This window comes from Haloferax sp. Atlit-6N (assembly GCF_003383195.1).
Lineage (GTDB): Archaea > Halobacteriota > Halobacteria > Halobacteriales > Haloferacaceae > Haloferax > Haloferax gibbonsii.
This window is the reverse complement of record NZ_QEQJ01000008.1, coordinates 88386-109198: the sequence shown is the minus strand read 5'-3', so window position 1 is coordinate 109198 and position 20813 is coordinate 88386. Positions and strand designations below refer to the sequence as shown.

Sequence of the window (20813 nt, the reverse complement as noted above, 5' to 3'; positions counted from 1 at the left end):
CTTGCAAAGACCCGAGATGAGCGTCCACGACTTTAGTCGTGTGGAGGATGTTGACGGAGACGAATTTTCTCCCAGATATCGTGTGTTTGCGACAGCTCGACCACGATGGTCGACTTTTGCTAAATCGTCAACTTCGGCCTGATTTCGTCTAACATATTTTCTGCCGAGGCCTCGATCTCGTCAGTCTGTTGGTTCATTTTTTCGACGAACGGCGGATTATCGAGATACCCGATGTTTGTCCGAACAGTGAAGAGGGCAGCACGGAGTGCTGCCTCGGTGAAAAACATCCCACTTTTGACGTCAGGAAGAACGGTTTTCTTTCCCTCTGCCGTCACTACTGTCGCCGCTTCGAGAACGTGCAGGCACGATTCAGCAATCGCCAACGGAATACCAGTCGCTCGTTTCACGTGGGTTTGATTGCCGTCGAAGGCGGCGGGAAGGCCCGCTACTACCGCTGCATCTGCTTCAGCGAGGTGCAGCAGTTGCTCCCGCAGGGAGGTCAGTTCCTCGCCTGCGTCGACGAGGTCTGGTTTTCCGTCGGTGTGCTCCTCGTCGTTGACCGTGTGGATGCACGCCATCTCGCACAACGAGGCACCCATTGCTCCCACGACAGCAGCACACGAGCCACCGGCGGGAGCCACGCTCTCGGAGGCGACTTCCGAAAGAAACACTCCGATCGGCTGTGATTCGAGTCCCATGCCAGTGAATCGTAGCCCGCAATGTTATCTGTTGTCTCGAGACGGTATTCGGCGGCTGAAATCATAGCCGTCTGGTCGATCGGGTGTGACATCTGTCGAACGGAGGGAACAGTGTGACTGCGACCAATTTCGACACAGAGCAGGAATACGTCGACGAACGATTATCGACGGTCGAAGTGTTCCAGAGTAACCGGAGGAAGGCCGGTTGCGGGTACTTCCGACTGGACAATTCGTCCCCGGTCACACCCCTTCGAGTGATGTAGCCGTTCACGTCCAGACGCGGTCAGGTAGTGTCCGTGATGGGGACAAGGAACACCACGTCGACGCGGACGACGTCGCCGTCGTCGAAGCAGACACTGACCGTGGCCTCAGAGCCGATACCGATTCAAAACTGGATGCAGTACCTGTTACTGCGCGGCCACCGAACGATATCGAACACGAACCAGTACGAACTGGACTCCAAACCGACCAATTCGATCTGCAACGACGAAATTCATGACAACGATTCATACACTCGGCGACCTGGAGGGACAGCCTCACGCGAACGTTTTCCCAGATGAGGAGCCGAAAACGATCCGTCTCACACTATCTGCGGGGGAGGAGGTCGCACCGCATACACATCCCGGGCGCGACATCGTGCTTTACCTCGTCGAGGGAGCGCTCGAGTTACAACTGGGTGACGAAACGTACAGCGTGAACGCTGGTGACGTTGCCCGGTTCGATGGGGCTCAGGACATCTCACCTCGGGCAGTAGAGGACAGTACCGCGCTGATCATTCTGGCACGGGGTACTGAAGACTAAACGGACTAGCTGATTAACCTCTCTTCGCGCCTAAAGGCCGGTGGATGTGCTCGTCTCTTTATCGAGGAGAGAGTGGGAACTCTGACCACTGTCAGCACGGCGAAGAGACACCAGTGCGAGCAGGGAGTGACGATCGGGCACGTTGGACGGGTTCTCCCTGAAGGACTACCGGCAGACAATTAGTCTCGGCCACCTTGGTGATAAGCGAACGGAGGACAGTATGAGGTGTTTCTCGTGAGGCGACGACTGGCGCATATAGAGTGGGACGCTGTTGCCGGCATTCTCGCAGCAGTACTCGCACTCGTCCTGCACTTCCTACACATCGTCGATGAGAGCGTCCTGCTCATGATTTCACTCGTGCTTTTGGCACTCCTATTCCTCCGGGACCTGCGACGAGAGTCTGAAGCCGAGGAACTGGCCGAGTCCGTCACACACACAGAACGGACCGTTCAGGAGATCCGACACGCGCTCGAACCGGGTGATCTCGAACTCATCGGACCGGGAAGCCTCCGTCCGCAGAGTCGACAGTTCTGTGAGAGTGCCGGTGGTGAGATGATCTGGTTCAACGTCTGTTTGCTGATGTTCGTCCCACAGGACCTCTTCGACACGCTGTTGCGACCCGCAATCGAAAACTCGGACGTTACGTCAGTACAGTTCGTCCTCGACGAAAGCGAACGCGAGCTCTGGGAGACCCAAGTAAAACCAAAAGTCGCCGAATGTCGTAATCGTGAGGTAGTCAAGGAGCCGATCTGGCGGGACCTCGACGAGAATGTCTCGTTCATCCTCGGTGGGACGGCCGACGATCGAACAGATGCCCTGTTGAGCTTCTGGGGTGAACCGTTCATGGCACGAACCACGAGAGACGTTCCGCGATATATCATTCACGTAACGGCGGATTCCGAGCTGATTCCACAGTTACGAGATATCGAGCGCGAGCATCGGCTTCAGCGGACATAGAGTAGTTTTTTCAGGACTGCAATCGTAGTCGATTTCGAGGCTTGAGCGTCGTTCGATACGCTTGATCGATCCATTTCAGCGCGTGAACAGACACTCATCGACAGGGGCAAACTACGATGCGAATCGAATTTGACCGCGACACTTGCACGGGAATCTTCAACTGCGTTCACGAGTGGGAGAAGTTCGTCGAGGACCGTGATGCAAGCAAGGTGACGCTCGTCGACAGTGACGAAGTCCAAAATGGTCTGTACGTCCGTGACGTTCCAAAGGGCGAAGAATTTAAAGCGAAGATGGCCGCTCGCGTCTGCCCAGTCGATGCAATTACTGTCTACGACGACGACGGCAACCAACTGGTTCCGTAACCCCGTCTCGACGACGGTATCCCACAGACGAGGTCACCAGAATTTGAGATTTCGCTTCACCGACTCGCGCTTTAGCTCTTGAATCTCCTCGGTGATGGGGATGTCCTTTGGACAGACGGTCGTACAGGAAAACTGCGTATGACACTGCCAGACGCCGTGTTCCTTATCGAGAAGTTCCAGTCGGTGCTCTTTGATGTCTTTTCCCTCCCGTTCGTCGAAGTGAAATCGATATCCCTTGACGATAGCCGCAGGCCCGATGTACTCGTCGTCGGTCTGAGCGGGGTTACACGACGAGGTACAACAACCACACTGAATGCAGCGGGAAGCCATCTTGATTTTCTCACGGTTCTCGGGCGATTGCCGCTGTTCTTCGAGGTCGTCTTCGGGAAGTTCGTCGGGCTGGAAGTACGGTTCGACTTTCTCTATTCGCTCGTAGAAGTGGTCCATGTCGACGACCAGGTCCTTGATCACTGGCTGGTGGGAGAGCGGTTCGACACGAATCGGTTCGTCGAGGCCCGATATCTGCGTCTGACAACCCAACCGCTGTCGTCCGTTGATGAAGAAGCCGTCGCTGCCACACACGGCCATACGACAGGAGTGACGGAAGGTCAGCGACGAGTCGAACTCGTCGCGTGCGTAGATGAGTGCGTCAAGGACGGTCATGCCCCGTTTGTACGGGACGTAGAAGTCGTCGAACCGGGGTTCCCGTTTGCTCTCGACGTCGGGGTCGTACCGGAACACCTTGAGGTGGGCCGTTTCGGCGTCTGATCCAGCAGACGCGTCGGTTACTGCTTGCGACCGAGCAGCCTCTCCCCGTTCTTGCTTCCGTGCGAGTCGTCGCTGCTGGGGCGTAATCTCGTCATCTGACTCGCTCGTCGGGGTTGATGCCCCGTGAGAGCCCGTGGGTTTCATTATTCGACGTGGGCGCGGACGACGTAGCCCCCACAACCGCATTGCTCGACGTACTCCCATCGAACACCCGAATCACCGAACTCCGTGGCGAGTGCGTCGTAGAGGTACGACTCGGGATGGCCGTGTGATTCGTGCGTGACGAGGTTGACGTGGTGGCCGCTGGTCGTGTGTTCGATAGCTTCGATTGCGTGCCGCACTAACAACGACTGGTCGTCTGCGTACTGCGGTTTTTCGAGGTTCGCGGACCACGAGTTGTCGTGTGTGCGGTCCGTGACCGGTTCGGTCTCACCGTGATCGTGATCGTGGTCGTGAGAATGGCTCGCCATAACTATGTGTAGGAAAGCCACTCAGATAATAGATTGGGTGGAACCGGTTCCAGACAGTCAGCCTCGTTCGACTTCGACCCGAGTGAGTCTGGACACGTATCACAAAACGCCGGATGTCACAACGCTGAAGAGTGAACGGATGCGGATGACGCTATCACGGCTGACTCTCTGCGCAACGGTACTCACTTATGGTCGGAACGACCACCAATGGACGATACGGTGGGATTCATCTCCTACTACGAGGACAATATATGACTAATTCCTCTGAAACAGACGACCAACTCGGTCCCACTGAGGACGGAGCGCCGTTCGCTGTCCGCATCGGTAACGCGGTTGAAACGCTTGATCCGGCGTACTTTGGGTTCGTTATGTCCACTGGAATCGTCTCGATTGCGTTCCGAGAGCTAGACGTCGCGGCAGTCGCACAGTCGTTGGCGACTTTAACGATTGGTTGTTACGGGCTGCTCCTCACTCTGTTCGCGGTGCGACTGGCAGCGTTCCCTGACCGTATGTTGGCAGACTTGCGGCATCGAGAGCGTCACTGGGGGACGTTGACGTTCGTCGTTGCAACGAATACAGTTGGCACGCAACTGCTGGTCTTTTTCGATGCCGTATGGGTGGCGACCGTACTCTGGGGAACGATGATAGTCGCCACTCCCCTACTGTTGTACTACCTGTTTGCGACCGAATTCATCGGGACAGGCAAAACAGACGTGAGCGAACGTATCGATGGTGCGTTTCTGTTGGTAATCGTTTGCATGCAGTCGCTTGCGATTCTCGGAGGTCTGTTGGCTGACGCGTTATCAGCGAACGTCGATGCAATCGTTCTGCTGAGTATGAGCTACTTTGGATCGGGATACGTCCTTTACTTTATTATCGTCACCGTCGTCACCTATCGACTGCTCGAGGGTGCGGTTCGTCCTGACGACTGGACTGGACCGTACTGGATCACAATGGGCGCAGCGGCTATCACGACACTCGCCGGGACGACACTCGGCCCGATGTTGGAGTCGATGGTTGGGTGGGCGCAGTACGCACCTGTAATCGTCGGTGTGACGTTTCTCGCATGGGCGATTGCCTCGTGGTGGATTCCATTACTGTTGATTCTCGACGTCTGGAAATTCCTCACCGTCGATATCGACACGCGAGTCCCGACGTGGGTTATCGTCGTTCCATGGTCTCGGCTCGGGTTTGGCCGACAGCTCCACACTTATGCACCGACCGCGTGGGGTCGTGTGTTCCCGATGGGTATGTACACCGCCTGTACACTAAACCTCGCCGGAATTAGTACATTCGGCCTGCTCTCGGTCGTCCCAGCGTATTGGGGCTGGTTCGCGCTTGGAGTGTGGACCCTGACGTTCGTTGGAATGGTACGTACCGTCGTGCGGGTACTTCGAGGCGAACGCTCGTCGTCGACGACTCCGGAATCGGCATGATTCTTCGGTGATGTTCGGGGGACGCTTTTTCTGTAAGTGAGTCGAACATAGTCGTGATGATATCCAACGGTGATAATGCACCGAACTTCACTGCCACGCTCGGTACCAGTGACCACGAATCGTTCGACATCGACGAGCACGTCGGTTCCGGTCCAGTCGTCTTGGCCTTTTTCCCCGGCGCGTTCACGCCTCCCTGTACGAACGAGATGGTCGCTCTCCAAGAGCGAATCAGCGAGTTCGAGGATGCTGGGGCAACCGTCTTCGGCGTGAGTGCTGACTCGCCGTTCACCCAGGGCGCGTTCCGCGAGGAACACGAAATCGAATTCGACCTCGTCAGCGATATGGCCGGCGACGCTATCCAGGCATACGATATCGGAATCGACATCGAGCCCCTCGGGCTTTACAACGTCGCGAATCGGGCGGTGTTCGTCATCGACGAAGACGGGACAGTCACCTACAACTGGGTTGCCGACGACCCGACAAACCAACCCGACTACGACGAACTACTCGAGGCGGTCAAAGCCACGTAGTTTTCGGCTGCAAGCAACGCAAGCCCTGAGTTCCACTGACAGCTACAAGTTCTCGAGGGCCTGATCGAGGTCGGTGAGTAGGTCGTCTACGTGTTCGACGCCGACGGCGAGCCGGACGAGCGAATCCGAAATTCCGGCAGCCTCCCGTTCGGTATCTGTAAGGTAGGACGCGGACATCGTGGCAGGGTGGTCGACGAGTGATTCGGTCCCCCCGAGACTCACTGCCAGAGTGAATACGTCGAGCGCTTCGAGGACGGCCCGTGTTTCCGCTGCGGTCGCGTCCAGTTCGAAGGAGACGATTCCGCCGAATCCGTCCATCTGTTCGCGAGCGAGGTTGTGCTGTGGATGGTGTTGCAATCCGGGATAGTTGACGTGGGCTACCGATGGGTGGTCGTCGAGGTATCGTGCGAGCTCGCCGGCGTTGGTCTCGTGGCGGTCCATCCGGAGCGGAAACGTCCGGAGACCTCGGAGCGCGAGATACGAATCGAACGGACCGAGCGTGCCGCCGAGTACGTAGGACTGGGTGTGTTTTACGGCGTCGGCCAGAGAATGGTCGTCGGTCAGAACGGCTCCGCCCATCGAGTCACTGTGTCCGTTCAGGTACTTCGTCGTACTGTGGACGACGATGTCGGCCCCACGTTCGAGCGGTCGCTGGAAGTACGGCGTCGCGAACGTGTTATCGACGACGTACGTCGCGTCGACCGCCGTCGCAATCTCTCCCACGGCTGCGAGGTCACAGAGTCGGAGCAACGGGTTCGTCGGTGTCTCCATCCAGACGACAGCCGTTTCGTCGGTAACTGCTGCGTCGACAGCGTCTACGTCGGTCGCGTCGACGTACTCGACGGTTGCGCCCAGCGAATCGACGAGCAAATCTTCGAAGAGCAAACGCGTGCCACCGTAGATACCCTCGAAGGCGACGACGTGATCGCCCGCATCGACGACCGATAGACAGGTCGCAGCAATCGCAGCGGTTCCGGAGGCACAGGTGACGGCGCGTTCGGCACCGCAGATTTCGGTGAGCCTCTCTTCGAGGACATCTCGTGTGGGGTTTCCGAATCGGGTGTATTTGTATCCATGCTCTGATTCACCAGGGCTGTGCATCTCGTGAGTAGTCGAGAGGTGTATCGGCGGGACGACGTCACCTGCGTCGTTGACACCGGCGTCGGTCCGATCGAAACGGGTGGCCAGCGTTTCGAGGTGGTAATTCGAATCGTTCATACGAGTATTCAGACCCTCAGGTCGCGCACCCAAAAACGAACCGGGATTGACGTGTCCCGGATTCGAGCGTGAACACCAGTCGTTTTTTGGAATCTGTGAGACTAACTAACCGAATCGGTCGCGTACACCACCTCGGGTCAAGTAGCCTGAGGTGCTTTGCGTCTCGTCATCACGGAAATCGTTGTGATCGGTACGGTCCCGAACCACTCTACCAAAAACTCTGCTGAACACTCAGATTACTTTTTTGGGAGCGTCGCGATGAACTCGCGCGGACCGATACGATCGACGGTGTATCCTTCGGCATCGAACGACTCGACTTCAGCGGCCATCTGGTGATACAGGGGTGTCGGAGCGTGGTCGTTGATGAGTGTCAGAGCTTCACCGCTCTCTAATTTCTCGAATGCATCGAATATCTTCGGATGCCGTTGTGGCGGCGGAATTTCGCGCAGGTCGAGTTTCTGTTTGGCCATTACGTTGATACCGTGATAGCCTTTCAGCGAAATCGTTATTGCGAAGATATTCGGAAGTCGGCAAACGACTCCGGATAGTTACGGCGACGTCGTATCTACTTCAGTGAGTTCTAATGCAAACTCGATACTGATTTCCAAAAACCCACCTCACAGGAATTTTCAAAAGTCCGCCCCCTCTGATATCCGGTGATTGTTTTAGTTTCGATGCGAAGAGGTTCGGCGGCAGGCTTTACTTTGACTATGATGGACCGTGATGTATGTCGTCGGACTATCCAACAGGGTCGGCCACGAGTCACTTCCCCGGCCTCTCTGAGGTCGAACGGTCGAATGCACGTTACCTCTTCGCGATTTCGGTGCTGTCGACGGGGTCAGCAGAACGCGTCACGACCGGTGAAATCCGAAAATATCTGGACGTCACACCCGCCAGCGTGACAGAGATGCTCGCCAAGCTCGACGAGCGAGGGTTCGTCGACTACGAGAAGTATCGGGGTGTTCGGCTCACGGACAACGGCGAAGAACTCGCATCACGCGTCGCGTGGCGGTTCTGTATCGTCACCAGCTTTTTCGACTCGGTCTTAGACACGACCCTCGAAGACCACACGGCGTTCGACATCGGATTCACGCTTCCAGAGAAGGGCGTGTATCGCCTTCGGGAACGGGTGAACACACCGTGTCTCGAAACCTGTCCTGAATCCGGACGGTCCGGTACTGCCTGTTTGGTGTAGTGGAGCGCACGAACGAATACCGAGAAGGCCTTCGGCGGTGTTACGGCCGCGCTTAGCGAATTTAGTCGTTGGTCGATACCAATGGAGCTGTCCGCCCTCAACTACCTGAATCAAGGAGAGCCAGCCAACATGTTGTGAATCAACGTCGAAGTGAATATATTCGGAGATACACCGACAGTGGTCCCGCTCGGAACGTAATGGCATGGGTGCGATTCCAGCGAACGTAGAGACGAACAAACAACCGCCGATGACGGTTCCTCTCCGTCACTTCGTTATCGGTCTGGGGTTCCTACTACTGGGCGGAGTCGTCGGCACGCTCGTACTGGTGGATGTGCTCCCCGGACAACCGACGTTAACTCACGTCCACCTCTCACTTGTCGGGTGGGTCTGTGTGACGATTATGGGTGCGATGACGCAGTTCGTTCCGGTCTGGTCGGGGACGTCGCTCCACTCGGAGCGGTTATCGACCGTTCAACTCTGGCTGCTCGTAGCCGGACTTATCGGCTTCGGTACTTCGCTACTGCTCGGTCAGTACGGTTGGCTCCCGCTTTTTGGCGGGACTATGCTCGCTGGCTTCTGGGTGTTCGTCTACAATCTCACCCGAACACTGAGTGGGGTTCGCCCGTGGGACGTCACGGAACGGCACTTCGCGATGGCGCTCGGATTCTTCGTGCTCGTGACGTTCCTCGGCGTCGTTCTTGCGGTCTCGTACACGCATCCGCTGTATGCGAACACCCCATTCACACAGGGGTCTCTCCGAATGAGCCATGCAACCCTCGCGGTATTCGGAGCGGTTCTAACGACGGTTCTCGGTGCACTGTATCAGTTGGGGACGATGTTCACTCAATCAGACCTCCATGGCATCGACCACCTGCTCCGCCGCGTGGAGGAAGTCGGATACCCGCTCGGAGTGATTGGGTTAGCGACAGGTCGGTTGTTCGAACACGCTCTCGTTGGACGGGTTGGGGCACTACTCGTGATTGCCGGGCTCTTTTCGTTCAGTATCATCCTCGGCCGCCGGCTCTACGAGACGAATGTCGAATCGACCCCGATGCTCAGGCGGTATGCTATCGTGGCCGGTGCAATGGCCACCTGGTCCGTTCTCGCTTTCCCCGAGTGGATTCGAGAGCCCATATCACCCCGCACGCTGTTCGGTTCTCCGGAGCTCGTCCACCTACTCTTCTTGGGGGTTATCGGTTTCGTCGTCCTCGGTACTCTGTATCACATCGTCCCGTTCATTATCTGGGTGCATCGCTACAGCGACCTGCTCGGTCTCGAGGACGTCCCGATGATCGACGACCTCTACAGCGACCGACTCGCAGCGATTGACTTTGTACTCGTTCTCTTGGGGAGTGGTATACTCGTCACTTCAGAGTGGGTCTCACTTCCGTGGTTCGTGACGGTCACCGGCGGTGTACTCGTCGTGAGCGGGTTCCTGGTTTTCACAACGAGTATGCTCCTGGTCATCCGAGAACATAGTCCACATTCGGTCGTGGAAATCGTCGTCCCAAAAATTGCGGAGAAGTCAGGAGACGAGTCGCTCGACGGGCATCAGAACCCTCAAAGATGACCATTTCGAGTCAGTGGCCGGGAAACTGATATCCGAACCGAACGTTGAGCGGTCGCTCACGTGCTCCGAACGGTATTCAATCATGACAGACACACTCCTGTCATGGAAAGGTTGATATATTCCTTTCAGATTTTCTAGAACATGTTCGGCGGCCCGCTTATAACATCCACTTTCGAGATTGACATCCTCCCCGCCCTGAAGGGCGAGGATTCCCGGTCGCGTTGGGATATTGTGGTTTACGACGTGGCCTGTTCTCGCGGTGCAAAGCATCCGCTCTCTGAATCAAACAGGTACGTTGATGGCTGTGCCAACCAGCCGTTACTCCTATTCACCGAAAGACTCGGTGAACTCGGAGATACTTTCTGCCGGATGTTCTCAGCACCGTTCACGTCCGCGTTCGCCACCGTCCCGCAGTCATCGCAGGCGTACAACCCCCGTTCAACACGGTTCGCTTTCCGTGTACGACCACAGCACGAACACGACTTCGAGGTATCGCGCTCGGATACCCGCTCGACCGTGATGCCTTCCATCTCGGCTTTGTAGTCGAGCATCGAAGTGAAGCGGTCGAACGCCCACGAGTGCAGGTCGAGGTTGCCGTGCTTGCCCCAGTTCTTCGACTCGTCGTTTTCCTCGTCGTCGCGGATTCCTGAGAGGTCTCCCACCACAATCGTTCCAACGCCTTCCTCAACACACCGTTGAACGATGTGCTTGGAGAGGGTGTGGAAGTAGTGGGTGCGGCGACCCGATTTCTTCTGGTTCAACCGCGTGGCTTGGTCAGAGTCGGAGTCATCACACTGAGCGATGCGCTTGCTGAAGTAGTAGTCGTCCTGCTTCAGACAGTTCAGCGGGTACAACTCAGCGTGACCGTTCTCGTAGGCGAGTGTGGCGAAGTTGTTGATACCGAGGTCAACACCCACCGTCTTCTCACCAGGAGTGTCGGCCACTTCGATTGCGACCTTGCACACGAAGTGCAGTTCCCACTCGTCGCCCGTCCAGACGGCTCTGACTTGTTGGACGCTCTCCACGGTGGCGAGGTCAACGTCGGGTCGAGTCTGGTACTCACAAAGGATGAAGTCCGACCAGTAGTCTTTGAGGTTCGCTCCTTTCGAGAGTCGAACGCGGTTGTACTGGGTGTCGAGTTTGAAGCCGGCGGCTTTGAACGTGACCGTGCTTCGCGGGTGTTCGTCGCCGTGTTTGCGGTACTCCGGCGGGTTTGCTCTCGTGTCTCCGTTACGTCGTTTGCCGTACCAGCCGTTGAACGCTTCAGCGAGTTCTTGAAGGACTCGCTGACTTGACTGAGAATGCAGGTCATCGTAGCGTTCGTGGGACTTCAGGTACGTCGTGAGTTCGTTGTGACCGGGAATGTGGCTTATCTCTGACCATATGCGGTCACACGTCCACCTGCCGACGTTCCAGAGTTTTGAGGCTGAGAACCCGAGCGAATCGAGGTCGTCGGACACCTGTGGCTGGTTCCGAATGGAAGCAGTGTAGGTGCGGGTGACGACCTGTTTCGCTATACGTAACCTATGTAATCAAACTTATTTGAAGGTGTGGATTCTGGCGTGGAATATCTTGCCGTGCTATTGAACGGTGGTTGGTGTCGGAGTTGTCGGATTCATCCCCGCGCTAAAGCACGGGGCTTTCTCCTTGACTCTCCGTAAATCATGTGGTTCGATGACGACGACTCGTCGTCCTTAATCGTCACCGGGGACGAGATTCGTAGCTCTCTGTGACGCTCGTGACCAGACACCGTTCTGGAGGTCGAGCCCATCGTTCCATTTCCCGACGACAGTCGAAACGGCCAGGTCACCAGTGACGTTGTTCATCGTCGCAATCCGCCCGAGTATCGGGTCGACTCCGGCGACGAACCCGACAACTGCAAGCGGTAGCCCGACCTGTGTGAGAATCACGGTGAGCATGACGATTCCGGCACCCGGAACGCCAGCAGTCCCGATACTGATGAGAACGGCTACAATCAAGACGAAGGCCTGTTCGGTGAGTGCGAGTGGTTGCCCGACAACGTTCGCAGCGAACATAACGGTGATCGCTTGTCGAATCGCAGCACCGTCCATGTTTGCAGTTGCACCGACTGGAAGCGTGAACGAATAGACCCGCTCGGAAATACGCAGGTCTTCGTCCGCGTTGCGCATCGTGACTGGGAGCGTCCCGCTGGACGAGCGAGTGGCGAAGGCGGTTACCATCGCGTCTTTCGCACCACTGAGGAACGCAATCGGGGACACGTCGGCGACCAACCACATCAAGAAGACGAGATAGGTCAAGGCGATATGGACGACGATCGCGATGGCGACTGCCAAGACGAGTTCACCCAGCGACGAGAACACCCCAATGCCTTCGGCACCAATTCCAGAAGCCATCAACGCGAAGACACCGAGTACGCCGAACTCGAGGACACCTCGAACGATCACGAACATCGCCTCTGCACCGATTTTGAACGCTTCAAACACCGAGTCGACCCCCTCTGCAAGTTGTTCTTGTTGGTCTCGAACGTAGGTTAGGGCGATACCGAACACGATGACGAAGAACACCGTCGCAAGCAGGTTACCATCTGCAAGCGCCGATACGGGATTGCTTGGCACGATACCGAGAATCACGTCCATCAACGATGGCGGTGCTTGCGATTGAGCTTCACCACCGACGAAGTCGAGCCCTCGTCCGGGTTGGAGTACGTTCGCAACTGCGAGGCCGATACCTCCTGCAATAGTCGTCGTTATCGCGTATAGCCCGACTGTCGTCCCTCCAATCTTTCCGAGTTTTGCTGGAGAGAGTTGCCGAATACCGGTGAGGAGTGTGAAAACGATGATTGGGATGACGAGCATGTTGAGCAGTCGAAGGAAAAGGTCGCCCAACGGCCTTACGACATTCATCCGGTCTCCGAACGCGATGCCAGCTACTGACCCTAATATAAAAGCGGTGAAGATGCGCCAAATGAGTGGAATTGAACGATACCGATGCCACAATCTGGTTCCAAGATTTACCATATTGTACGGAACCTATTAGAAACCTAAAGGTGCGTTCGTAACGTCCGTTCGTGCAGGTGTCTGTGATATCTCGCTCTTTCTTGGATAGCAATTGGGTGCGGGTTTTTGTTGGAGTTGGTAGTTAATCGGGGCAGACAATTCGAACAACTACTTGAAAAAGCAGCAGAACCACGAGTATTCACAAGAAAGTACTCCCCTATCGGCAGTAGCCGGCGGTAATTTTTTCTCGTTTCCAGCGACGGTTGACTGGACTCTCGTCTTTTTGATTACGTAGTGTCACCGGCCGCCAGTTCGAACGTTTCAGAACGATTACGAGTGCTCCGTTCCGTCCATCTCTGAGAGACCTCAGATAGACGAGACAAACGGCTCAGAACCGTCTGAAAAGCGGAGCTTATCAGTATTCTCTGTGATTTGTCGCGCACCCCGTAAACGAATATATCAACCAATACGCCGACAAGTCCGAGTCCACCACCGATGGTGAGTGTATCCCCCACTGCCATTGGATGACCCGCCTGACTGAGCCCCATCGACAACGAGTGCCCCCTCATTCCCACCGCTTCATGGGGGATACAGGCGTACTTGACGATTCCTTCCTGTTTGGCCATGTGTTTGAAGTATAGGATTCGTCGGTCTCTCAGGCTCGAACCCTACTGCTTCGTTGACGATGTTGTGGACCCGCCCTCGCCAGTCCATTTTCAGACGACTGTCGTATTCGGTTCGTCGGACGGCTGCAGACACAGGAGTCACAGCACTCACGGCGGAACCTGCTGTCACCGCACTTGCGGCACCGCGCAGGACTGTTCGTCGACTGACGATTGGGTTGGAATTTGATTTTAGCATCGATGTGTCTCACTTGTGATTACTGCTGATAACCAGAGTACTGCATCAGGTGGGAGAAGGTATCTGTCTTCATCGCACCTTTGTAGACAACCCCGGGAACATCTCACCGGGGTAGACGTTTCCGCTCATGACGTGATTGACCTTTGAGCCCGACCGTACGTTCACTTGTGCCAAGAGTGATTGACATCCAGCAAGTGCTGCTGTTCCGACGCCGGCGATCGTCGCGAGGAATCTATGCCGCGACAGGCCCGTACCAGGTGCTCCAAAACGGTCTTTCATTGGCCACATTAGCCGAGAAAAATCACAAATATCGGGTGAGGCTCGTTCTTGTCGAACGAGACCTGAACAAACATGTTCGTTGAATGCCGTATATCACTGGCCGAGTACGGTCACTCGTCGTGACGGTCGCGTGCCCACAGGAACGCACCGAACGCGAGAGGCGAGAGGAATGCGGCACCGAGACTTCCGAACACTGCGAGTTGGCTAGTCGTTACCTCGTAGACGCCTTCGAAGACGTCACCGACGACAATTGCCCCTTTCATCCCGTTAGTGATGTGGGGTTCACAGGCGTATTTACTGATACCAACGCCGTCGAAGACCAGCCCCCACTCCCCGGTGGATTGTGACGGACTGGTGTATTCTCTATCGGTAGCTGTGAATCCGTGGGGACCGTCGTCACCTACCCACTCCCAGATGACGCGAGTACCCGGATCAATAGTAACAGCTGGCGGAGAGAGTGCAAAGCCCCCGCTGTTACCGTTTGCTCCGACCTGAATACGAACCTCTTCGCGTCCACGCATGTCGACAGTTCCGTCGAAGTTATCGACATCGTCGAACCAGCCTTCGTAATCTGGTTCCCGAGGGACGTATTCGTAGTCCGGTTCAGGGGTTGGAGTCGGTTTCGGTGTCGCCACAGACACTTCGACGTCACCGACGAGCACTGCACCCTTCATTCCCATCGCCTTGTGCGGAGTACACGCATAGAGAGACACACCCCCGGTATCGAACGTGTGTTCGAACGTCGCACCCGTGGTCGCGACCATTTCGCTCCCGTAGGTGCCGTCCTCTGCGACGACGTTGTGGCTTCCACCTTCTCCCGTCCACTCCCAGACGACTGTCGCCCCTGGGTCGATTCGGATTGCCGGTGGACCGAAGGCGAAGCCACCGCCGTTTCCCTCCGCACCGACTTCTACTGTCACACGTGCTTTCCCGCGTTCGTCCGTGATACCATCGTAATTCGAGACGTCACTGAACCAGCCCGTGAGGTAGGGTTCCTGTTGTGCAGCAACTGGAGGCATCGAACCGATCGACGCCCCCCCGACAGTGGCCACTGCCGCTGCCTTCAGGAACCATCTCCGGTTGACATTCGTACAGGTATCGGTAGATATCATGTACGTCAGTAGTTGTGTGAGAGATATAACCGTAGAACTCGGTTCTCAAATCGTGAGATAGAAAATATCGATATATACTGTCTCTTCGCTATGTTTAGCCTGAGAGAGATACTTATGACGTACACTACGACTCGACGGCGAGTACTCCAAGCGGCAGGACTCGGTGGGACGATGGCGTTGGCCGGTTGTACTGTCGGCACACCACCAGACAACAACGTACAGGCAAGTCCACTCCAACTCCAGATGGACACGGAACTCGGGCCAGCAAAGCCCGTAGATGTCAATCGTATCGCGGCTGACCCCCGCGATATCCCTGCACCGATCACCCGAACGTCACCGGAGACAGTATCGGTGGAACTGGAGACACTCGAGCAAGTTGCCGAAGTCGAACCTGGCGTCACGTTCACCTACATGACGTTTAACGGTCAGATCCCTGGCCCGTTCATTCGCACGCGGGTAGGGGACACTGTCGACCTCACCATTCGCAACCACGAGGACAACACGATGGTTCACAACGTCGACTTCCACGCGTGCCGTGGTCCCGGCGGTGGGGCGGAAGCGACGAACGTTGCTCCGGGAGAGGAGAGACAACTCCGATTCAAGGTGACATACCCCGGAGCGTTCGTCTACCACTGTGCCGTCGCAAACGTCGACTACCACATCTCCGCGGGGATGTTCGGTATCATCCTCGTCGAACCGGAAGAGGGTCTTCCCGAGGTAGACCACGAGTTCTACCTCGGACAGCACGAGCTCTACACGAACGGGAAGACGGGACAGAAGGGCCACCACGAGTTCGACTTCACACGAATGGCGATGGAGGACCCGACGTACGTCCTGATGAACGGTGAGAAGTACGCAATTACGCCGGACAACTACGCCGAGATGAACGTGAAGACGGGCGAGACCGCCCGTATCTTCTACGGGGTTGGAGGGCCGAATCTGTTCTCGAGCTTCCACCCGATCGGCAGCGTCTGGGACGAAGTCTGGGAACAGGGTGCGCTTGCCAGCGAACCGATGCGCTACGTTCAGACGACTCCTGTCCTCCCGGGAAGTGCCTGTGTCGCGACGATGTCGTTCCCAGTGCCGGGTGACTTCAAGCTGGTCGACCACGCGCTCTCACGGGTCGCACGGAAAGGAGCGCTCGCAATCATCACCGCTGAGGGCCCAGAAGATACCGATATGTTCGACCCAGTTAGGTAACTGTTGAGCGACACAGTGGATCCGAACCCCCGTTTCTACGTGAACATATCCGGGAACAACCATAGGTCGGGTCCCACCGTACGCTATCGTATGATCGGATTCCCATCCCCCTTTGGTGGTTCCAGCGACGACAGCGGTCTGTTCGACGAATACGACGAGTTCGTTCCAGAACACCTTCCTCAGCCGGGGGTGTTCCTCAAAGGCCACCGTGTACTCACCGACGGTGAACACGTCACCTTTCATAAACTCACGCAAGAACTGTTCGAGGAACGAAAAGTCTATGACATGACGTTCAATTACAACTTGGCGCGTTTGAACCTCGATACTCGCCACAAAAGCGCCGGCTACCGATATGCGGAAGAGTCGGACGACCAGTCCGTGCTCCGGGCCGAATTCACGCCCACGACCCCGTTCTGTCCGCAGACGCACACACTCACGATTGGTTCGTTCCGTGCGTGGAACGGCCTCTCAGACCGCCACGGCTACGATCTCGTTCGGGTTCGGGCTGCACGGATGCACCACCAGAGCGATGCGATCAACGAGCAACTCGAAGAACTAGAAGAGAATTTTCTCTCGACTGGGTCTGTCACGCACGTTCCCGACGGAGACGTCGGTTCTACCCCGATGGAACGTGCGAAGCAGAACGAACAGCCGAGCCGTGGCGGTCCAAACGCCCCCTTCTGAGAAGGGTCTCGTAGCCGGTCGGTCGAACGGTGACACGTCGGTTGCTCGCGGGGTCCGGGTCCTTACAGATTCGGGCCAATCGTTTTTGGCTCTGATCCCTTCGTTCAACCTATGACCGACCTGAGACGCCACAGAATTCCAGACAATGTCGAAACGAGCGGGTGGACGCTCGCCGTAACCGGAACTGTAGACACGCCACTCGAACTCTCTCAACGTGACTTCGGTTCGTTTCCCACCGAAACGTTCGAAGGCGACTTGGTCTGTGACGAGGGATGGGTCGCCGAAGGCCTCACGTGGCGCGGTGTCCGCGTCGAGCGACTCTTCGACCACGCTGGTCTCCCAGAGACCAGCCAGTACGGACTGGTCCGCTCGATGGATGGGGACTACGCCTGTTCGTTTCCCCTGAATCGGCTTGCAGAGTCGGTGCTCGCGTTCGAACTCGGTGGTGAGCCACTTGACACCGAACACGGTGGTCCGGCACGGTTGGTTCCGACCGCTGACGACCGTGACTGCTGGGAGAGTGTCAAATGGGTCTCCGAGATCGAAGTGTTGGAACACGTGCCGACAGAGGCCGACACGGCCAAAGAAATCGCGTTGTCGCGCATCGGATGAGTCCTTTCGAGCGCAACCGAAGCGATATACCTGTAGTAGCGTTTTCAATTGGTTGCACACTCGACTGCACACGGTGGGACGGACGGATGTCTATCGACTTGCAAACGCTACAACAATCACAAACCGTCGAAGAGCGGCGTCGTTCATTCAGTCAACGACGTACGACTGGTGAGCACCGCGAGTCTGCACGTCCACGAAGTGATGTCGCGTCGCGTCACCGACGGCACCAGCGAACGAACCCTGTTCATCGTCACCATACACCTCGTCGGCACCGCGGAGACCGTGTGCTGCGAGTCGGTCCAAGACGTCCGACGGGACTCCGCTGTCACCCCTGACGTCGACGATCACGAGGCGGTCGGTGAAACTCTTCGCGAGGAACGCGTCGTCGATGTCGTCGTGAATTCGTAGTTCGGTTGTTAACTGGCGGAGGTCGGTTGTTCGGTCGCCCATCGAGCAGTAGTCCGTACCGTTGGTAATAATATTTGTGTGCGAACGTCTTCGGGACGGCGAATTCATGTCTCGACTCGCAGGCAGAGATTCCACACGAACTCTTACATCTCTCGGTTCAATGGCCAACGAGATTTTTGACCATCTACGTCTCGTGGTGGAGATATTCGGGCGAAAACATACGACACTGTACTCAAAACGTTGAGACGATAGAGCTCGAGGCGTCATCAACCGGGTTTCAACGGCGTGTCGTTCGTACGGCTGGAACGCCGCCCGAGACTCTCACTCCCGGTGCTGAGACATTTCGAATCAGTGGGCTGATCGAACGGCAGACACGGGTAAAATTCGGTGTTGCTACGTCGCTGCCAGAGTTAGATAATGAGTCCAGGAACCGTCCAACCGAGAGTCACAACGTTACCATGGAACCACGAGAATAGCTATGTCTGATCCGTATGCCGGCCGTGAACCCGTCACGACACATCGACACGAGCGACCATGGGTTGCCGACCTCGAAACCGCAGACCATGCTCACAATCGACAACTGACGGTCGCAGAAGCAGTGGACGCGGTCGAGCAGACGAGTCCCGGCCAATTTGTAGACCTCGTGATACACGAACGCCACGGCCACCCGTCGTCGTACCTCTATGAGCCAGTGCGTTCAGTAGAGAGACACGTCGATATCACCGACGAGGGGAGATGTTCCTGTGGTGGATACGTGACTCGTATCACGGTTGACTCACCAGATTGAACGACACACCGTGGGTATCAGTGCACCCACTTTCCTTGGAGATGTATTTCAGTCAGAGAGCACTGGGATTTCGGTTCTCTGTCCGCGGTTACTACGACGGTACTCTTTCAGAACTTGCCCTTCGGCTCTGTGCAGAATCTCGCTACAGGTCGACTTCGCGATGTTCAGGTCATCGGCGAGGTTCACGAGTGTCGTCCGCCGTGGCGTGTCGTAGTACCCGCGTTCGATAGCCTCGTTGAGTAACCACTGTTGTCGGTCGGTCAAAACAGAATCCGATTCGACTTCTTGTAGAATGCGTTCGACGGTGTACTGAATCCCGAATTTGTCGAGCGTCTCTCCGAGGTCAGATAGCGTCTTTTGCGGGATTGTTGCTTCGAGTGACATTTGCCCATCTCGAACCTCGAAAGGCATCTCTAAGGGAACTCCCGAGTTCTGTAACGAAGTCAGCAACAACGGTGCGTCTGTTTCGACCTGGATACAGCACATCTCTGGGGTAGTTTCGAAGACCGTCAGATCGGTCACAGAGTCGTACTTTCGAAACTCATCACAGACGGTGTTGGGATCTTCATCAAGTATCTCGATTCGAGCGACCCCAGTCGTCGCGTTCGCAGTAGCCGCGAGCACGCGGAACCGCGTGTTTGGATAGGCTCGAGATATTTCGCTGATCCAGACTGACTCCGGTACCGTAATCGTGAGTTGTACGTAGGGCATGATTTGAACCGCCGTTCAGGCGTTTGGTCGCGTTTTCGACCGAGTCGTACCGAACGACTTCACGTACTGTTTTAGGCACACCTAAAAATAGGTTTGTAGGAACATATTCGGGTTGAGTTTAAACTTAACAGATGACACGATTTTACACGGTGCTCAACTCGGGAAACGTCCCGAATACTACGTACTGCGAGAACAGTTCCAGCCTCCCTCTCGGCGTATTATATGTCCGGATGCGAGTCCGGCTCCTCGGGATGTCGCTCCGAGAAGTGGTTACGCATTACTTCCAACGAGCGTCGTTCCCGTTCGTGACGGTCCTCCGGAAACACTTCCTCGACACCCGGTGGAATTTCTCGACCACGTTCTGTAAAGTACCCGGCGGGAACGCTCCAATCGAACGCATACGGTGCGTCGGAATCCTTGAGAAGTCCGACAGCAACTTCTGCTCCGTGGCCGGCAGCGATAGCGGCTTGCAATGGTTTTCCAGCCATTCGTCCGGCTACATAGATACCGTCGACACTGGTCCGACCCGAGGAGGTCGCCTCGACAAACTGTTTTCCTTCTTCGGTGACCGTTTCGACCGGAAGTTCTCGCAGATAGTCGAATCGCCCGGGCGTCGCGACGAGAACTCGCTCACCTCGGTACGCCCATTCGTCAGAGTCGGCCGTTTTGACGACGAAACCGGTCTTTGGATGTCTGTCCACGTCGACAACTTCGTTATCGACCCACTCACAACCCGCCCGTTCGGCCTGCTCTCGCATGAGATCGAGCAGCAGACGAGGATTGACACCGACCGGGAATCCGGGGAAGTTCTCCAAGTGCGCGTTCCGTCTCAGGATGGACTCACCGGCGTCGAACACGGCTGTTTTCAGACCTGCGCGAGCTGTGAAGCTACCTGCGGTCCGACCGGCGATACCGCCACCAATTACGAGAACGTCGTAGTCGCTCACAACAGACCCGTACGCCCACCGATACAAAACAACTACCACGAATCAGTTCGGGGTGTGCCGTCCTCGTCGACTATTTTGAGCTTCCCGTGTGAGCGTGAAGTGACGCTCGTATTCGACTCCGATACGTCGACCAGATTTCCAAACCACCCATATATACGCGTCTATTGTGTACCCCCAGATGTGAGTGTAGCAGATGCGTGAAAGCCGGTATATCTTGTGAATATTCACC

At 56.3% G+C, this 20813-nt stretch carries 21 protein-coding genes; 10 read left to right on the top strand and 11 right to left on the bottom strand.

Annotation, left to right across the window (positions count from 1 at the left end; translation table 11 throughout):
* Positions 1 to 119 precede the first annotated feature (119 nt).
* Entirely contained in the window at positions 120 to 698 is a 579-nt protein-coding gene (locus tag DEQ92_RS20115) for a cyclodeaminase/cyclohydrolase family protein (protein ID WP_115821578.1), read from the bottom strand.
* 495 nt (positions 699 to 1193) lie between these two features.
* Here DEQ92_RS20115 and DEQ92_RS20105 point away from each other — a divergent pair, with 495 nt between their 5' ends.
* From DEQ92_RS20105 to DEQ92_RS20095, 3 genes are all read left to right on the top strand, one after another.
* On the top strand, positions 1194 to 1499 hold the full coding sequence (locus DEQ92_RS20105; protein WP_115821577.1) for a cupin domain-containing protein: 306 nt from the start codon (positions 1194 to 1196) through the stop codon (positions 1497 to 1499).
* Between the two features lie 225 nt (positions 1500 to 1724).
* Entirely contained in the window at positions 1725 to 2456 is a 732-nt protein-coding gene (locus DEQ92_RS20100; protein ID WP_199522944.1) for a hypothetical protein, read from the top strand.
* Positions 2457 to 2572: 116 nt separating this feature from the next.
* On the top strand, positions 2573 to 2818 hold the full coding sequence (locus tag DEQ92_RS20095) for a ferredoxin (protein WP_115821576.1): 246 nt from the start codon (positions 2573 to 2575) through the stop codon (positions 2816 to 2818).
* 33 nt (positions 2819 to 2851) lie between these two features.
* On the opposite strand, the gene DEQ92_RS20090 is transcribed toward DEQ92_RS20095, so the two are convergent.
* On the bottom strand, positions 2852 to 3730 hold the full coding sequence (locus tag DEQ92_RS20090) for a succinate dehydrogenase/fumarate reductase iron-sulfur subunit (RefSeq protein ID WP_115821575.1): 879 nt from the start codon (positions 3728 to 3730) through the stop codon (positions 2852 to 2854).
* On the bottom strand, positions 3730 to 4056 hold the full coding sequence (locus tag DEQ92_RS20085) for a CGCGG family rSAM-modified RiPP protein (protein WP_058828775.1): 327 nt from the start codon (positions 4054 to 4056) through the stop codon (positions 3730 to 3732). The genes DEQ92_RS20090 and DEQ92_RS20085 overlap by 1 nt, the downstream gene beginning before the upstream one ends.
* Before the next feature lie 251 nt (positions 4057 to 4307).
* On the opposite strand from DEQ92_RS20085, the gene DEQ92_RS20080 reads away from it, so the two are divergent.
* Positions 4308 to 5492, top strand: coding sequence for a tellurite resistance/C4-dicarboxylate transporter family protein (locus DEQ92_RS20080; RefSeq protein ID WP_004967705.1), 1185 nt, complete (start codon positions 4308 to 4310; stop codon positions 5490 to 5492).
* A gap of 56 nt (positions 5493 to 5548) precedes the next feature.
* Positions 5549 to 6022, top strand: coding sequence for a redoxin domain-containing protein (locus DEQ92_RS20075; protein ID WP_115821574.1), 474 nt, complete (start codon positions 5549 to 5551; stop codon positions 6020 to 6022).
* Positions 6023 to 6064: 42 nt separating this feature from the next.
* On the opposite strand, the gene DEQ92_RS20070 is transcribed toward DEQ92_RS20075, so the two are convergent.
* Together DEQ92_RS20070 and DEQ92_RS20065 are read right to left on the bottom strand one after the other, a co-directional pair.
* Complete coding sequence (locus DEQ92_RS20070) at positions 6065 to 7240, bottom strand: PLP-dependent aspartate aminotransferase family protein (protein ID WP_115821573.1); 1176 nt, start codon at positions 7238 to 7240, stop codon at positions 6065 to 6067.
* A 236-nt stretch (positions 7241 to 7476) separates the two neighbouring features.
* Positions 7477 to 7710 carry a DUF2249 domain-containing protein gene (locus DEQ92_RS20065; RefSeq protein ID WP_115821572.1) on the bottom strand — a complete coding sequence of 78 codons (234 nt, stop codon included), beginning with the start codon at positions 7708 to 7710 and terminating at the stop codon, positions 7477 to 7479.
* Positions 7711 to 7967: 257 nt separating this feature from the next.
* On the opposite strand from DEQ92_RS20065, the gene DEQ92_RS20060 reads away from it, so the two are divergent.
* Together DEQ92_RS20060 and DEQ92_RS20055 are read left to right on the top strand one after the other, a co-directional pair.
* Positions 7968 to 8435: a metal-dependent transcriptional regulator gene (locus tag DEQ92_RS20060; protein ID WP_115821571.1), complete on the top strand. Its 468-nt coding sequence runs from the start codon at positions 7968 to 7970 to the stop codon at positions 8433 to 8435.
* A gap of 202 nt (positions 8436 to 8637) precedes the next feature.
* Positions 8638 to 10005 carry a hypothetical protein gene (locus DEQ92_RS20055; RefSeq protein WP_115821570.1) on the top strand — a complete coding sequence of 456 codons (1368 nt, stop codon included), beginning with the start codon at positions 8638 to 8640 and terminating at the stop codon, positions 10003 to 10005.
* Between the two features lie 236 nt (positions 10006 to 10241).
* Here DEQ92_RS20055 and DEQ92_RS20050 read toward each other — a convergent pair whose 3' ends face one another.
* From DEQ92_RS20050 to DEQ92_RS20035, 3 genes are all read right to left on the bottom strand, one after another.
* Positions 10242 to 11522: an RNA-guided endonuclease TnpB family protein gene (locus tag DEQ92_RS20050; protein ID WP_115821569.1), complete on the bottom strand. Its 1281-nt coding sequence runs from the start codon at positions 11520 to 11522 to the stop codon at positions 10242 to 10244.
* Between the two features lie 177 nt (positions 11523 to 11699).
* Entirely contained in the window at positions 11700 to 13004 is a 1305-nt protein-coding gene (locus DEQ92_RS20045; protein ID WP_115821568.1) for a dicarboxylate/amino acid:cation symporter, read from the bottom strand.
* Positions 13005 to 14233: 1229 nt separating this feature from the next.
* Positions 14234 to 15235, bottom strand: a complete 1002-nt coding sequence (locus DEQ92_RS20035; protein WP_115821566.1) for a halocyanin domain-containing protein — start codon at positions 15233 to 15235, stop codon at positions 14234 to 14236.
* 114 nt (positions 15236 to 15349) lie between these two features.
* On the opposite strand from DEQ92_RS20035, the gene nirK reads away from it, so the two are divergent.
* The 3 genes from nirK to DEQ92_RS20020 all read left to right on the top strand — a co-directional run bounded on the left by nirK (position 15350) and on the right by DEQ92_RS20020 (position 17731).
* Positions 15350 to 16435: a copper-containing nitrite reductase gene (nirK, locus tag DEQ92_RS20030; protein WP_115821596.1), complete on the top strand. Its 1086-nt coding sequence runs from the start codon at positions 15350 to 15352 to the stop codon at positions 16433 to 16435.
* Positions 16436 to 16525: 90 nt separating this feature from the next.
* Complete coding sequence (locus tag DEQ92_RS20025; RefSeq protein WP_115821565.1) at positions 16526 to 17119, top strand: hypothetical protein; 594 nt, start codon at positions 16526 to 16528, stop codon at positions 17117 to 17119.
* A 111-nt stretch (positions 17120 to 17230) separates the two neighbouring features.
* A complete protein-coding gene (locus DEQ92_RS20020) occupies positions 17231 to 17731 on the top strand; it encodes a molybdopterin-dependent oxidoreductase (protein WP_058827926.1) in 501 nt (166 codons plus the stop codon).
* 147 nt (positions 17732 to 17878) lie between these two features.
* On the opposite strand, the gene DEQ92_RS20015 is transcribed toward DEQ92_RS20020, so the two are convergent.
* From DEQ92_RS20015 to DEQ92_RS20000, 3 genes are all read right to left on the bottom strand, one after another.
* Complete coding sequence (locus DEQ92_RS20015) at positions 17879 to 18181, bottom strand: hypothetical protein (RefSeq protein ID WP_058827925.1); 303 nt, start codon at positions 18179 to 18181, stop codon at positions 17879 to 17881.
* Between the two features lie 793 nt (positions 18182 to 18974).
* On the bottom strand, positions 18975 to 19637 hold the full coding sequence (locus DEQ92_RS20005) for a helix-turn-helix domain-containing protein (protein WP_115821563.1): 663 nt from the start codon (positions 19635 to 19637) through the stop codon (positions 18975 to 18977).
* Positions 19638 to 19855: 218 nt separating this feature from the next.
* Positions 19856 to 20584, bottom strand: a complete 729-nt coding sequence (locus DEQ92_RS20000) for an NAD(P)/FAD-dependent oxidoreductase (protein ID WP_115821562.1) — start codon at positions 20582 to 20584, stop codon at positions 19856 to 19858.
* Positions 20585 to 20813 lie beyond the last annotated feature (229 nt).